The following is a 12,743-nucleotide window of genomic DNA, read 5'->3' as shown; positions in this document are numbered from 1 at the left end:
GTTCCCTTGGATTTGCCTCTTGTCGGGGGTTTGCGCCAGCCCAACCATCGTCCCCCTGCCCGGGGCAAAACGCTGGGGGGGGTATTTTTTCCCCCTGCAAAAACTTCCGCATGATCGCAGCAGTACAGATGCCGCATTTCGCGGCCGCGCCGAGTGGCGCGTTACAAGCGTTTGCCGCAGGCAAAACCTTGGCGCAGGCGGAATTCACTTCCGCCGAGCATGTCAAATGCCGAAGGGTGGAGCCGCCTGCAAGGCGGCGGAACCCAAAAAGAAAGACAGCCAAAGGCTGTCTTTCTTTTTGGTGACTCGGCGGGGATTCGAACCCCGGACCCACTGCTTAAAAGGCAGTTGCTCTGCCGACTGAGCTACCGAATCATATTCGTATTCAAAACGCATCTGCGATGAAGTCTGGCTGGGACGGCTGGACTCGAACCAGCGGATGAGGGAGTCAAAGTCCCTTGCCTTACCACTTGGCGACGCCCCAATGGAAGCGGAACAAAGGGGACCGGGGTTTCCCCGATCCCCTTGTTCTTGTCTGGGGTGGGTGATGGGACTCGAACCCACAACACCTGGAACCACAATCCAGTGCTCTGCCAGTTGAACTACACCCACCACATCTGAATGCTTTCCCACGGGAGACTGTGCCGAGTCTTTCGCTCCAAAAAAGAACTGGTACGCCAGAAGGGATTCGAACCCCTGGCCTACTGCTTAGAAGGCAGTTGCTCTATCCGACTGAGCTACTGGCGCAAATGATTGGAGCAGGTGACGAGAATCGAACTCGCATCCCCAGCTTGGAAGGCTGGTGCCCTGACCATTGTGCTACACCTGCGGGTGCCCTCCGAGGAAATCGTCAGCTTAGTTAGGATAGCACGGACAGGCCGGTCTGTCAAGAGGTTTCTTCAAGTTTCTTCCCGCATTTTCGCAGAAAGAAGGCGAACAGGGGACCGCCGTCCGGCAGCAGCGGCGGAGCCATCCGCTCCGGATGCCACTGGAAGCCCCACACCGGCAGCGTCTCTCCCTCCAGGGCCTCCACGGTGCCGTCCGGGGCCAGAGCGGTGATCCGCAGCCCCGCTCCCGGCGCTGCCGCCGCCTGATGGTGGGCGCTGTTCACCGGGAACTGCCGTCCCCACAGCGCCGCCGCCAGGGACCCCTCCGCCGCCGTCACGGGGTGAATCCGGTCGGCCCCCGCCTGCTGGCTGTGGCCGGGCAGGTCCTGCGCCAGCGTGCCCCCCAGGGCCACATTGATCACCTGCAGCCCCCGGCAGATGCCCAGCACCGGCTTCCCGGCGGCCAGAAACTCCTGGGCCAGGGCCAGCTCCAGCCGGTCCCGCTCCCCGTCGCCGGGCCGGGAGCCCAGGTCCGGCTGGCCGTACAGCGCCGGGTCCAGATCGCCGCCGCCGGGCAGCAGCAGTCCGGCGCAGCCGGCTCCGGTTGCCCCGAACCGGGGACGGCCGCCCTGACGGTGGATGGCGGCGGCGTACCGGGGCAGCCGGTCCTCCCGGCCGGGAATGAGAATGGAAACCGTCATGGCGGGTCCCTCCTATCATCGGATAGGAAAGGGTATGCGCCCGGCGGAAAAAATGTGCGGGGAGTTGCATTTGCCACGGGAAAAATTTCCGGGTCTATGGCATAATGCGCATATACGAATATAGAACACAGAATCGGATTGAAGGAGGGCGGTTTTATGGCAATGCGTTCCATTTGTCCCAGCGTGGTGCTGGAGGACCCCAGGGAGGATTACAAGAACGGATACCGGGCGGAGCAGTTCCGGGTGGGGAAGCAGGCCATCTACATGGCGGCCTTCCCCGGCACCAGATACCTGCCCTTCGCCGCCATCCGGCAGGCGTGGAGCCAGGATTCCAGCATCACCGTCACCGGAACCTGCGGCAAGTCGCTGCCGGTGGTGGTGCTGCGGGTGCGGTACGAGGGGAACTTCTACCAGTCCTTCCAGTTTGAGAAGCAGTCCACGGCGGACCGGGTGCTGGAGAGCATCGCCGCCGGGAACCCCGCCGCGGTCATCGGACCGGAGCCGGTGGGGGAGGCCCGCCGGGCCATGCTGAATCAGCAGGCCTGAACCGGATGAAAACACCGCGGAGGAACTCCGCGGTGTTTTTTCACAGAGGCATCACGTCTTTCAGCAGCAGCTTCCGCTGCCGGTGGTCCGGCAGGACGCTCTCCAGCAGGGCGTAAAAGGCGGGGCCGTGGTTTTTGTGGCGGATGTGGCACAGCTCATGGACCACCACCAGGTCGATGGCCTCCTCCGGGGCGTTCATCAGGAAGCAGGAGAAGGACAGGCTGTTTTTCCCGCTGCAGCTGCCGTACCGGGTGCGGGCGGCGGTGATTTTCACGGCGGTGGGGGTCAGGCCCAGCTGTTTGCTGTAAAAGGCCACCTTTCCCGGCAGCACCGCCCGGGCCCGGGCCTTCAGCGCCTGGATGTCGGCGGGGGTGGGAGGCGGCGGCGCGGCGGCCAGCCGGGCCCGCTGGGCCGCCAGGTGGGCCTCCAGCCAGCCCCGGTGGGCGGCCACAAAGGCGTCGATTTCCGCCTGGGGCATCCACAGCGGCGCCCGCACCAGCACCCGGCAGTCTTTTGTGATCTCCAGCGCCGCGGTGCGGCGGCGGGAGCGTTTCAGTTCATAATCCATCATGGCCGTATGATACCACACCTCCGCCGGCGGCGCAAGTGGGGCGGCCGGCGCATAGAATGGCCTATCCGTGGTCCGGCGGGCAGCGGCCTGTCGGACCGGAAAGGAGCATTTCTGTGAACGAGATCTATAAGGAATCCATTCTGACCACCACCTGCATGACGCCTCCCGCCACGGGCTGCAGCAAAAGCGGTACCCAGTGCGTGGATGTCAGCAAAAAGGTGGTGCTGATGCCCACGGCTACGGTGGGGACCATCACCACCTCCTGCCAGGGCTCGCCTTCGGTGACCTGCGCCACCAACGCGGAGGGCACCGCCAGCACCGTGACGCTGACCCAGCGGGTCTGCGTCAGTATCCCCGTCACCTTCGGCGTCACCAAGGAGGACGGCGACGCGTCCATCATGTGCGCCGGTAGCGACACGGAATAAGGACTGCAGGCGGGGCCGGGAAACCGGCCCCGCTTCCGGAATGTGCGCCCCACAAAAGCGTTTGTACTTGCTGTGCGGAAGAAAATTTGCGCAAAATCGGGAAAATTCCCGGGGCGGCGGGGCGGATTTCTTTACAAAATACATATTGCGGCCCGGGGAAAAACTGGGTATACTGAGAAAAAACCGGCGCTTCCCCAACGGGAGGCGAATCACAGAAAGGATGTATGAACCATGGGTGCCTATGCCGACATGAGCCGTGAGGAGCTGCAGCGGGAGTATGACGCCGCCGCCGCGAAATTTGAGGAGCTGAAAAGCCGGGGCCTGAAGCTGAACATGGCCCGGGGCAAGCCCGGAAAGGCCCAGCTGGACATGGTGTCCGAGGGGCTGTTCAGCGTGATGAACCGGCCGGAGGACTACATCTCCGACGGTGTGGACTGCCGCAACTACGGAGAGCTGGCCGGCCTGCCCGCCGCCCGCCGCCTGTTCGCGGAGATTCTGGGCTGCCGGGCGGAGCAGGTGATTGTGGGCGGCAACGCCAGCCTGCAGCTGATGTATGACGCCATCTCCAAGGCCGTCACCCACGGCCTGCTCCACTCTCCCCGTCCCTGGTGCAAAGAGGAGAAGGTGAAGTGGCTGTGCCCCGCCCCCGGCTATGACCGCCATTTCAAGGTGACGGAGTCCTTCGGCTTCGAGCTGATTACCATTCCCATGACCCCCGACGGCCCCGACATGGACGCCGTGGAGGCCGCCATTGCCGATCCGGCGGTGAAGGGCATGTGGAACGTGCCCAAGTACTCCAACCCCCAGGGCTACGTCTACTCCGACGAGACCATCCGGCGCATCGCCTCCATGAAGCCCGCCGCCCCCGACTTCATGCTCATGTGGGACAACGCCTACTGTATCCACGAGTTCCGGGGGGAGTTTGCGGAGTTCCCCGACATTCTCAGCGAGTGCGAAAAGTACGGCAACGGCGACATGGCCTATGAGTTCGCCTCCACCTCCAAGGTGACGCTGCCCGGCGCGGGCATCTCCTGCATGGCCGCCTCCGAGGCCAACATCGCCTATTTCCTGAAGCTGATGGGCATCCAGATCATCAGCTACGACAAGGTGAACCAGCAGCGCCACGTGCTGTACCTGAAGGACAAGGCCCACACCCTGGAGCTGATGAAGAAGCACGCCGAAATCATGGCCCCCAAGTTCCGGACGGTGGTGGACGCCCTGGAGCGGGAGATTGCCCCGCTGGGCATCGCCGGCTGGAACGATCCCAGGGGCGGCTACTTCGTGTCTCTGGACGCCATGCCCGGCACCGCCAAACGGACGCTGGCCCTGTGCAAGGAGGCGGGCGTCACCATGACCGGCGCCGGCGCCACCTTCCCCTACGGCGTGGACCCTGACGATTCCAACATCCGCATTGCCCCCTCCCTGCCTCCCGTGGAGGAGCTGCAGCAGGCCATTGAGGTGCTGTGCACCTGCCTGAAGCTGTCTGCCGCCGAGAAGCTGCTGGCGGAGAAGCAATGAGATACTACGGCGACGTCTACCGGCCGCCCTCCGAGGCCCGGAGCCTCATTGTGCAGGTGACCTACGGCTGCAGCCACAACACCTGCGCCTTCTGCAGCATGTACAAGGCCAAGCGCTTCGCCCTCCGGCCCCTGGAGGAGGTGCTGGAGGACTTCCGCACCGCCCGGCCCCTGTTCCGCCACGTGGACAAGGTGTTCCTGGCGGACGGCGACGCCCTGGTGCGGAAGGCCGCGGAGCTGGAGGTGATTCTGGACACCGTCCGGGAGCTGTACCCCGAGTGCCAACGGGTCACCTGCTACGCCTCTCCCGCCTCCATCCGCATCCGCACAGACCAGGAGCTGCGGCGGCTGCGGGACAAGGGGCTGACCATGGTGTATATGGGCCTGGAGTCCGGGTGCGACGCGGTGCTGGAGCGGATGCGCAAGGGCAATACCGCTGCCGATATCGTGGCCATGGGTCAGAAGGTCCGCCGCAGCGGCATGGCCCTGTCCGTCACCGCCATCACCGGCCTGGGCGGCCCGGAGCTGATGGAGCGCCACGCCGTGGAGACGGCGGAGGCCTTCAACGCCATGAACCCGGAGTATATCGGCATGCTGACGCTGATGGTGGAGCCGGGCACGCCCCTCCACGACTGGGTGGCGGATGGCAGCTTCCGGCTGCTGACTCCGGGACAGGTGCTGGCGGAGACGAAGCTGCTGGTGGAGCATCTGGATTCCCCCGGCAGTGTGTTCCGCATGAACCACGCCTCCAACTACCTGACCCTCCGGGGCACCCTCAACGGCGACCGGCCCGCCATGCTGGAGACCATCCGCCGGGCGGAGCGGGATCTGTCCTGCCTGCGGCCCGAGGAGTGGCGGGGCCTGTGAAAATTGCATGAAATGCGCCCCGGCGGACCATCCGCCGGGGCGCTGCTTTGCGGAAGACCCTTGTCAAAGTTCCGCCTATCGTGTACAATCGGAGCACTGAAACATACACAAAGGAGAACACCATGTGGAACATGCTCTGGCCCATCCTGCTGGTGGTGGGTACCAACACCCTGTATAACATCTGCACCAAATCCACCCCGGCGGGGGTCAACGCCTTCGCCTCATTGTTTATCACCTACGCCGCGGCGGCCGCGGCGGCGCTGGCGATGTTTTTCGCCACCAGCGGGGACAGGAATCTGCTGGCGGCCCTGCGGCAGACCAACTGGACCTCCTGGGCGCTGGGCCTGTCCATTCTTGGGCTGGAATTCGGCTATATCCACGTCTACCGGGCGGGCTGGAAGGTCAGCGTGGCGTCCCTGGTGGCCAATATCGGCCTGGCCTGCGTACTGCTGGCGGTGGGCGTGCTGGCCTACCGGGAGAGCGTGTCGCCCCGGCAGCTGCTGGGGGCCGCCGTCTGCGCGGTGGGGCTGGTGCTCATCGGCATGTGACATATGAAACGCCCCGGGAGCCATTGGCTCCCGGGGCGTTTGCTGTTCCGGTCACTCCTCGCTTTTGGCCAGCAGCAGGATGGTGGCAATGATGCAGGCGAAGCCGATCAGGTCCGCGGCGGAGAACCGGGTTCCCAGCCAGACGGCAGAGAACACGGCGGCGGACATGGGCTCCGTGGTGGCCAGCATGGAGGTGCGGACGGGGCCGATGTCATGGATGCCCTGGGAGAACAGGGTCATGGACACCACGGTGCCCAGCACCACGATGGCCGCCACCGCCAGCCAGCCCCGGAGGGGCAGCTCCGCGGTGAAGTTCCAGCTGCGGACCCCCAGGTTCAGGGCGATTCCGCCCAGGAGCATGGCCCAGCCGTTCACCGCCTCCCGGTTCCACCGGGACAGCAGCCGCCTGGGCAGAACGGTGTAGACGGTGATGCCGCCGGCGGTCACCATGCCCCAGAACAGACCCTGGGGGGAGAGGACCATGTGCCGGGGATCGCCGCCGGTGGCGATGATCCACACGCCGAAGCCGGCCAGAACCAGGGACACCAGCTCAATGGGCCGGGGCAGCCGCCTTGCGGCGCAGCAGCTGATGAGCATGATGAACACCAGGCTCACGTTCTGCAGCACTGTGGTGGTGGCGGCGTTGGAGTAGGAGATGGCGGACATGTAGGCGTACTGGCAGGGCACCAGGCCCAGCAGGCCGAACAGGACCACCTCCGCGGCGTCCCGCCGGTCCCGCCAGATGGCCCGCAGCTGCTCCGGGCAGCGGAGGGCGGCCATCACCATCAGAATGATGCCGCCGGCCAGCAGCCGCACGCAGGTCAGCCAAAGGGTGCTGACGCCGGGCCATTGGGAGAACAGATACTGTCCGCAGGTGCCGGAAAAGCCCCAGCAGACGCCGCCCAGGGCGGTACAGACCACGCCCCGCAGGGTATGGGAAGTTGTGTCGGTATGCACGTTTTTTCTCTCTCTTTCCGAAGCAGGCAGGAAAAGGACCCCGGCTCACCGGGGTCCCGTTCCGGGAAATGCTTACAGTTTGCGCTGCTTTTCCGTGTCGCAGTAGGCGCAGCGGTAGGTGTGCTTTTCCGGGTCGTTCAGCAGGAACACGGCGTCCAGCGTGGGCTCGGAGGCGGTGATGCACCGGGGATTCTTGCAGTGGATCACGTTCACCAGCTTCTGGGGGGGCTCCAGCTTCTTCTTCTCCACCCGCACGCCGTTGCGGATGATGTTGACGGTGATGTTGGGGTCCACGTAGCCCAGCACGTCCAGATCCACCTCCATGGGGGAGTCGATCTTGATGATGTCCTTCTTGCCCATGCGGTCGCTGCGGACATTCTTGATGATGGCCACGGAGCAGTCCAGCTGGTCCAGGTGCAGGTATTTGTAGATGTCCATGCTCTTGCCGGCTTTGATGTGGTCCAGCACCACGCCGTTTTGGATACTGTCGATATTCATGCTCCGCTCCTCCTTACGCGTTCAGTTCCAGCAGCTTCCGGATCAGGGCCATGCGGACGAACTTGCCGTTGCGCACCTGCTGGAAGTAGCAGGCCCGGGGGTCATCGTCCACCGCCACGGCGATCTCGTTGACCCGGGGCAGGGGATGCAGGATGCACAGGTCCTTTTTGGCGGGAATCAGCTTCTCCGGGTCCAGCACATAGGTGTCTTTCAGACGGATGTAGTCCGCCTCGTTGAAGAACCGCTCCTTCTGGACGCGGGTCATGTACAGGATGTCCAGCTCCGGCATGGCCTCCTCCAGAGAGGCGGTCTCGGTGTAGGGCAGGCCGTGCTTGTCCAGCACGTTCTGCTTCAGGTAGTCCGGCAGCTTCAGCTCCTCCGGGGAGATGAACACGAACCGGACGTCCTCCTCCCGGGCCAGGGCGTTCACCAGGGAGTGGACGGTGCGGCCGAATTTCAGGTCGCCGCAGAAGCCGATGGTGTAGCTGCCCAGGCGGCCCTTCTGGCGGTGAATGGTCAGAAGGTCCGTCAGCGTCTGGGTGGGATGGTTGTGGCCGCCGTCGCCGGCGTTGATGATGGGGCATTCGGACCGCAGCGCGGCGGCGTAGGGGGCGCCCTCCTTGGGATGGCGCATGGCGATGATGTCGGCGTAGCAGCTGACGGTGCGGATGGTGTCCATCACCGTCTCGCCCTTGGCGGTGGAGCTGCTCTGGGCCTCGGAGAAGCCCAGCACGCTGCCGCCCATGGCCAGCATGGCGGACTCAAAGCTCAGCCGGGTGCGGGTGGAGGGCTCGAAGAAGAGGGTGGCCAGCTGCTTTCCGCGGCAGCAGTCGGCGTACCTGGCGGGGTCGGCGATCATGTCCTCGGCGGTGGCGATCAGTTCATTGATCTCCTGGCGGGACAGGTCGGTGATGTCAATGAGATTGCGCATGTGCTTCGCCTCCCTCAGTGCTGCATCCAGCTCTCGTCAGAGGGGGTGGAGCGGAATTTCTTCAGCCGGTCGATGTCCTCGGGGCGGATCTTGCCCTCGGCGGCGGCCACCTCGCACACGGCGTCGAAGTTGCTGAGGGAGTGGTTCACCACCTGGGCGGCGGCCATGCGGTCAATGCCCTTCTGCAGCCCGTAGGTGAAGATGGAGGCGATGCCCAGCACCTGGGCGCCGGCCTCCCGCAGGGCCTCCACCACCTCGATGCAGCTGCCGCCGGTGGAGATCAGGTCCTCCACCACAACCACCTTCTGGCCCGGCTCCAGCCGGCCCTCAATGCGGTTCTGGCGGCCGTGGTCCTTGTTGCCGGAGCGGACGTAGCCCATGGGCAGGCCCATCATGTGGCCCACAATGGCGGCGTGGGCGATGCCGGCGGTGGAGGTGCCCATCAGGACCTCCACGTCGGGATAGTACTTGCAGATCAGGTCCACCAGCCCGGTCTCCACGTGGGTGCGGACCTCCGGGGCGGTGAGGGTCAGGCGGTTGTCGCAGTAGATGGGGCTGTGGATGCCGCTGGCCCAGGTGAAGGGCTCGTCGGGCCGCAGGAACACGGCGCCGATGCTCAGCAGGTCGTGGGCAATGGTCTTTTCGATGCTCATGTGCAAACTCTCCTTTATTCTGTATCCAAAACGGAATATTTCGGCGTGATTCTACGGAACGGAATCGGATTTACCGGCCCAGAAAGTCCTTCACGGCCCGGCGGTAGGCGGCCACGGGATCGGCGGCCTGGGTGATGGGGCGGCCCATGACGATGTAGTCGCAGCCGGACTGACCCGCCTTCTCCGGGGTCATGATCCGCTTCTGGTCGCCGGCGGCACTGTCGGCGAAGCGGATGCCGGGGGTGACGGTCATGAAGCGCTCGCCGCAGCGCTCCTTCACCAGGGCGGCCTCCAGGGGAGAGCACACCACGCCGTCCAGGCCGCTGTCGGCGGCGTTTTTGGCGTAGGACAGGACGGTCTCCGCCATGGGCACGTCAATCAGCAGCTCGTTTTTCAGGGCGGCGGCGTCGGTGGAGGTGAGCTGGGTGACGGCGATCAGCAGGGGCCGGGTGCCGTCGGGCCGGGTGAGGCCCTCCAGGGCGCCCTTCATCATCTCGGAGGCGCCGGCGGCGTGGAGGTTCACCATGTCCACGTCCAGGCGGCTCAGCACGCTCATGGCCCGCTTCACAGTGTTGGGGATGTCATGGAGCTTCAGGTCCAGGAAGATCTTGTGGCCCCGGGCCTTGATCTCCCGCACGATGGCGGGGCCTTCGGCGTAGAACAGCTCCATGCCGATTTTCACGAAAGGCTTCTCGCCGGCGGGGAACCGGTCCAGAAAGGTCAGGGTGTCCTCCCGGGTGGGGAAATCCAGGGCGATGATCACGTCTTTTGCGCTCATTTGTGTGCTCCTCCAGTCAGTTCAGAAATATGGGTCACGCCCAGCCGCTGACACACGGCGGGCAGGTTTTCCACGATGCGCTTGCAGGCGTAGGGGTCCTTCCGGTTGGCGGCGCCCACCTCCACGGCGGCGGCGCCCGCCAGCATCAGCTCCGCCGCGTCCTCGGCGGAGGACACGCCGCCGCAGCCGATGATGGGGATGTCCACAGCCTCGTACACATCCCACACCATCCGCACCGCCACCGGGAACACCGCCGGGCCGGACAGGCCGCCGGTGCGGTTGGCCAGCAGAGGCCGGCGGGACTTCAGGTCAATGCGCATGCCAAGCAAAGTGTTGATGAGGCAGATGCCGTCGGCCCCTGCGTCGGCGCAGGCGCGGGCAATGGCGGCAATGTCCGTCACGTTGGGGGTCAGCTTCATGAACACCGGCTTGTCCGTCACCTCTTTCACGGCGGCGGTGACCTCCGCGGCGGCCACGGGGTCGCAGCCGAAGTTCTTTCCGCCGGCGTGGACGTTGGGGCAGGAGATGTTCACCTCCAGAATCCCCACCTCGGGGCACTCCGCCAGCTTGCGGCAGTTGTCGGCGTACTCCCGCAGGGAGAAGCCGCCCACGTTGGCGATGAGGGGGCCGTGAAACAGCTTGCGCATGTTGGGAATCTCCTCAGCGATCACCGCGTCCACGCCGGGGTTCTGCAGTCCCACGGCGTTGAGCATGCCGCCGGGGGTCTCGGCGATGCGGGGCTGGGGATTGCCCGGCCGGGCCTCCCCGGTGGTGCCCTTGAAGGAGAAGCTGCCCAGCACATTCAGGTCATACAGCTCCGCGAACTCCCGGCCGTAGCCGAAGGTGCCGGAGGCGGGGATAATGGGGTTTTTCAATTCCACACCCGCCAGATTTACACGCAGGTCTACCATACGATCTCCTCCTTCCGGAACACGGGGCCGTCCTTGCACACCCGCCGGGGGCCGTTTGCGGTGGGGATGGTGCAGCCCACGCAGGCGCCGAAGCCGCAGGCCATCCGGGCCTCGAAGCTGAACTGGCCGCCCTTCAGCTGCTCCAGGCCGTCCACGGCCTTCAGCATGGGGGTGGGACCGCAGACGAAGGCGTAGTCCGCCTCCGGCAGGTAGTTTCTCACGCAGTCGGTGACGAAGCCTTTCGTGCCCAGGCTGCCGTCCTCCGTGGCCACGAATACCCGGCAGCCCAGAGCGGCGAATTCCTCCACGTAGAACACATCGTCGGCGCTGCGGAAGCCCAGGGCCACGTGGGGGGTCAGGCCCATGCCCACCAGCTTCCGGGCCAGGCCGTACAGGGGGGCGATGCCGATGCCGCCGCCAATGAGGACGGGGTGCTCTCCCCGCTCCTCCGGGTCGAAGCCGTTGCCCAGGCCCGTCAGGGTGTCAAAGGCGGTGCCCGCGGGGGCGGACACCAGGTCCGCGGTGCCGGCTCCCGCCAGGCGCACCAGCAGCAGCATCCCCTCGTCGGTGTAGCTGGCCACGGAGATGGGGCGGCGGAGGAACCGGCCCGGCAGTTCAATGTTCACAAACTGGCCGGGGCGGGTGAAGGCCTCGGTGTCGCCGGTGAAGGCCAGCTCCCACACGTCCTTCGTCAGCTGCCGGGCGGAGAACAGGGTCATTTTCGTCTGGATCATAGTGCCTCCTTGTTTTCGTACACCACTTCGCCGCCGCAGATGGTCATGGCCACGGCGCCCTCCACGGTCCACCCGGCGAAGGGGGAGGCCTTGCCCAGGGAGCGGAATTGGGCGGGGTCGATGGTGTAGGAGTGGTTCAGGTTCAGAACGGTGAGGTCGGCGGGCTCTCCCTCCGCCAGCACGCCGCCGGGCAGGCCGAAGATCTGCCGGGGCCGGACGCACAGCCGGTCCAGCACCGTCTCCAAAGGAACTTTGCCGGTTTTCACCAGCCTGGTGTATACCACCGGGAAGGCGGTCTCCAGGCCCACCACGCCGTTGAGGCTGCCCAGCAGCCCCCTGGTCTTCTCCTCGGCGGAGTGGGGGGCGTGGTCGGTGGCGATGCAGTCAATGGTGCCGTCCAGCAGACCGGCGATGAGGGCGTCCCGGTCCCGGGCGGAGCGGATGGGGGGATTCATCTTGAAGCGGCCGTCATCCTCCAGCTCCTCGTCGGTGAGGGTCAGGTAGTGGGGGCCGGTCTCGCAGGTGACAGGCAGGCCCTCGTCCTTGGCCGCCCGGATGAGGGCCGCGGTCTCGGCGGTGGAGATGTGGCACACGTGGTAGGGGCAGCCGGTCTGGCGCACCAGGGCGATGTCCCGGGCCACCTGCCGCCACTCGCTGGCGGGGTTGTTGCCGGGCAGACCGTTCCGCCGGGCAAACTCTCCGTCATGGACGCACCACTCCGTCAGCAGCGACTCGTCCTCGCAGTGGGCGGTGATGGGCCGGCCCAGAGCCCTGGCCTGCTCCATGGCGGCGCGCATCATCTCCCGGTCCTGCACGCCCCGGCCGTCGTCGGAAAAGCCGCAGACGTAGGGGGCCATGGCGGCCAGGTCCGCCAGGGCCTCGCCTTTTTCGCCCCGGGTGATGGCGCCGTAGGGATACACCCGGACCCGGGCGTCCAGCCCGATGGCGGCCAGCTCCTCCCCCAGCGTCTCCTCGCTGTCGGGCACCGGCTTCAGGTTGGGCATGGCGCACACGGCGGTGTAGCCTCCCGCCGCGGCGGCCTCCGTGCCGGAGGCAATGGTCTCCTTATAAGAAAACCCAGGCTGTCGAAGATGAACATGGACATCAACGAAACCTGGAACGATGAAACAGTCATTTACTTCCACAATGGTACGGCCCTCGTGGGGAATGTCGGGGGAAATGGAAACAATACGGCCGTCGGAAACCGCCACGTCCGCCCGTTCAAAGCCGCCGTTCCGAAAAACGGAACCGCCGGTCAGCAGCAACTCCATAAATATGC

Annotated in this window: 15 protein-coding genes and 5 tRNA genes; 5 read left to right on the top strand and 15 right to left on the bottom strand. The window is 65.5% G+C overall.

Annotation, left to right across the window (positions count from 1 at the left end; all coding sequences use genetic code 11):
- Positions 1–299 precede the first annotated feature (299 nt).
- From SOX55_RS07960 to SOX55_RS07935, 6 genes are all read right to left on the bottom strand, one after another.
- A tRNA-Lys gene (locus SOX55_RS07960) sits at positions 300–375 on the bottom strand.
- Between the two features lie 34 nt (positions 376–409).
- A tRNA-Gln gene (locus SOX55_RS07955) sits at positions 410–484 on the bottom strand.
- 52 nt (positions 485–536) lie between these two features.
- Positions 537–612: transfer RNA gene (locus SOX55_RS07950), tRNA-His, on the bottom strand.
- 58 nt (positions 613–670) lie between these two features.
- A tRNA-Arg gene (locus tag SOX55_RS07945) sits at positions 671–747 on the bottom strand.
- A gap of 7 nt (positions 748–754) precedes the next feature.
- Positions 755–829: transfer RNA gene (locus tag SOX55_RS07940), tRNA-Gly, on the bottom strand.
- Positions 830–886: 57 nt separating this feature from the next.
- Positions 887–1,528, bottom strand: coding sequence for a gamma-glutamyl-gamma-aminobutyrate hydrolase family protein (locus SOX55_RS07935; RefSeq protein WP_325286906.1), 642 nt, complete (start codon positions 1,526–1,528; stop codon positions 887–889).
- A 156-nt stretch (positions 1,529–1,684) separates the two neighbouring features.
- Here SOX55_RS07935 and SOX55_RS07930 point away from each other — a divergent pair, with 156 nt between their 5' ends.
- A complete protein-coding gene (locus tag SOX55_RS07930; RefSeq protein WP_325286905.1) occupies positions 1,685–2,074 on the top strand; it encodes a hypothetical protein in 390 nt (129 codons plus the stop codon).
- 40 nt (positions 2,075–2,114) lie between these two features.
- On the opposite strand, the gene SOX55_RS07925 is transcribed toward SOX55_RS07930, so the two are convergent.
- Positions 2,115–2,645 (bottom strand): M48 family metallopeptidase, encoded by a 531-nt coding sequence (locus tag SOX55_RS07925; RefSeq protein WP_325286904.1) that lies wholly within the window; start codon positions 2,643–2,645, stop codon positions 2,115–2,117.
- Positions 2,646–2,758: 113 nt separating this feature from the next.
- On the opposite strand from SOX55_RS07925, the gene SOX55_RS07920 reads away from it, so the two are divergent.
- From SOX55_RS07920 to SOX55_RS07905, 4 genes are all read left to right on the top strand, one after another.
- Complete coding sequence (locus SOX55_RS07920; RefSeq protein ID WP_325286903.1) at positions 2,759–3,070, top strand: hypothetical protein; 312 nt, start codon at positions 2,759–2,761, stop codon at positions 3,068–3,070.
- 231 nt (positions 3,071–3,301) lie between these two features.
- Positions 3,302–4,588 carry an aminotransferase class I/II-fold pyridoxal phosphate-dependent enzyme gene (locus SOX55_RS07915; protein ID WP_325286902.1) on the top strand — a complete coding sequence of 429 codons (1,287 nt, stop codon included), beginning with the start codon at positions 3,302–3,304 and terminating at the stop codon, positions 4,586–4,588.
- Positions 4,585–5,454: a radical SAM protein gene (locus SOX55_RS07910; protein ID WP_325286901.1), complete on the top strand. Its 870-nt coding sequence runs from the start codon at positions 4,585–4,587 to the stop codon at positions 5,452–5,454. Before SOX55_RS07915 ends, SOX55_RS07910 begins: the two co-directional genes overlap by 4 nt.
- A 122-nt stretch (positions 5,455–5,576) precedes the next feature.
- Complete coding sequence (locus SOX55_RS07905; RefSeq protein WP_325286900.1) at positions 5,577–6,002, top strand: hypothetical protein; 426 nt, start codon at positions 5,577–5,579, stop codon at positions 6,000–6,002.
- Positions 6,003–6,053: 51 nt separating this feature from the next.
- Here the strand turns inward: SOX55_RS07905 and SOX55_RS07900 are convergent, their stop codons facing one another.
- The 8 genes from SOX55_RS07900 to SOX55_RS07865 form a co-directional block, all read right to left on the bottom strand.
- Positions 6,054–6,959 (bottom strand): DMT family transporter, encoded by a 906-nt coding sequence (locus tag SOX55_RS07900; RefSeq protein ID WP_325286899.1) that lies wholly within the window; start codon positions 6,957–6,959, stop codon positions 6,054–6,056.
- Positions 6,960–7,031: 72 nt separating this feature from the next.
- Complete coding sequence (locus SOX55_RS07895; RefSeq protein ID WP_325286898.1) at positions 7,032–7,457, bottom strand: aspartate carbamoyltransferase regulatory subunit; 426 nt, start codon at positions 7,455–7,457, stop codon at positions 7,032–7,034.
- Between the two features lie 13 nt (positions 7,458–7,470).
- Complete coding sequence (pyrB, locus tag SOX55_RS07890; RefSeq protein ID WP_325286897.1) at positions 7,471–8,388, bottom strand: aspartate carbamoyltransferase; 918 nt, start codon at positions 8,386–8,388, stop codon at positions 7,471–7,473.
- A 14-nt stretch (positions 8,389–8,402) separates the two neighbouring features.
- Complete coding sequence (gene pyrE, locus SOX55_RS07885) at positions 8,403–9,041, bottom strand: orotate phosphoribosyltransferase (protein ID WP_325286896.1); 639 nt, start codon at positions 9,039–9,041, stop codon at positions 8,403–8,405.
- 70 nt (positions 9,042–9,111) lie between these two features.
- Positions 9,112–9,819, bottom strand: a complete 708-nt coding sequence (gene pyrF / locus SOX55_RS07880) for an orotidine-5'-phosphate decarboxylase (RefSeq protein WP_325286895.1) — start codon at positions 9,817–9,819, stop codon at positions 9,112–9,114.
- The gene (locus tag SOX55_RS07875) at positions 9,816–10,730 is read right to left on the bottom strand and encodes a dihydroorotate dehydrogenase (RefSeq protein WP_325286894.1); all 915 of its coding nucleotides are present in this window, start codon (positions 10,728–10,730) and stop codon (positions 9,816–9,818) included. The genes pyrF and SOX55_RS07875 overlap by 4 nt, the downstream gene beginning before the upstream one ends.
- Complete coding sequence (locus tag SOX55_RS07870; protein WP_325286893.1) at positions 10,724–11,464, bottom strand: dihydroorotate dehydrogenase electron transfer subunit; 741 nt, start codon at positions 11,462–11,464, stop codon at positions 10,724–10,726. The genes SOX55_RS07875 and SOX55_RS07870 overlap by 7 nt, the downstream gene beginning before the upstream one ends.
- Positions 11,461–12,735 (bottom strand): dihydroorotase, encoded by a 1,275-nt coding sequence (locus tag SOX55_RS07865; RefSeq protein WP_325286892.1) that lies wholly within the window; start codon positions 12,733–12,735, stop codon positions 11,461–11,463. The genes SOX55_RS07870 and SOX55_RS07865 overlap by 4 nt, the downstream gene beginning before the upstream one ends.
- Positions 12,736–12,743 lie beyond the last annotated feature (8 nt).

The organism is Dysosmobacter sp., from assembly GCF_034093755.1.
GTDB lineage: Bacteria > Bacillota > Clostridia > Oscillospirales > Oscillospiraceae > Oscillibacter.
Note: the sequence above shows the minus strand (reverse complement) of the source record. Positions and strands in the feature narration are given on the sequence as shown.

What these genes read in the sequence shown, in the direction of transcription:
- SOX55_RS07935 (WP_325286906.1), bottom strand. Translation starts at nt 1,528, where the DNA reads ATGACGGTTTCCATTCTCATTCCCGGCCGGGAGGACCGGCTGCCCCGG.
- SOX55_RS07930 (WP_325286905.1), top strand. Translation starts at nt 1,685, where the DNA reads ATGGCAATGCGTTCCATTTGTCCCAGCGTGGTGCTGGAGGACCCCAGG.
- SOX55_RS07925 (WP_325286904.1), bottom strand. Translation starts at nt 2,645, where the DNA reads ATGATGGATTATGAACTGAAACGCTCCCGCCGCCGCACCGCGGCGCTG.
- SOX55_RS07915 (WP_325286902.1), top strand. Translation starts at nt 3,302, where the DNA reads ATGGGTGCCTATGCCGACATGAGCCGTGAGGAGCTGCAGCGGGAGTAT.
- SOX55_RS07910 (WP_325286901.1), top strand. Translation starts at nt 4,585, where the DNA reads ATGAGATACTACGGCGACGTCTACCGGCCGCCCTCCGAGGCCCGGAGC.
- SOX55_RS07905 (WP_325286900.1), top strand. Translation starts at nt 5,577, where the DNA reads ATGTGGAACATGCTCTGGCCCATCCTGCTGGTGGTGGGTACCAACACC.
- SOX55_RS07895 (WP_325286898.1), bottom strand. Translation starts at nt 7,457, where the DNA reads ATGAATATCGACAGTATCCAAAACGGCGTGGTGCTGGACCACATCAAA.
- pyrB (WP_325286897.1), bottom strand. Translation starts at nt 8,388, where the DNA reads ATGCGCAATCTCATTGACATCACCGACCTGTCCCGCCAGGAGATCAAT.
- pyrE (WP_325286896.1), bottom strand. Translation starts at nt 9,041, where the DNA reads ATGAGCATCGAAAAGACCATTGCCCACGACCTGCTGAGCATCGGCGCC.
- pyrF (WP_325286895.1), bottom strand. Translation starts at nt 9,819, where the DNA reads ATGAGCGCAAAAGACGTGATCATCGCCCTGGATTTCCCCACCCGGGAG.
- SOX55_RS07875 (WP_325286894.1), bottom strand. Translation starts at nt 10,730, where the DNA reads ATGGTAGACCTGCGTGTAAATCTGGCGGGTGTGGAATTGAAAAACCCC.
- SOX55_RS07870 (WP_325286893.1), bottom strand. Translation starts at nt 11,464, where the DNA reads ATGATCCAGACGAAAATGACCCTGTTCTCCGCCCGGCAGCTGACGAAG.
- SOX55_RS07865 (WP_325286892.1), bottom strand. Translation starts at nt 12,735, where the DNA reads ATGGAGTTGCTGCTGACCGGCGGTTCCGTTTTTCGGAACGGCGGCTTT.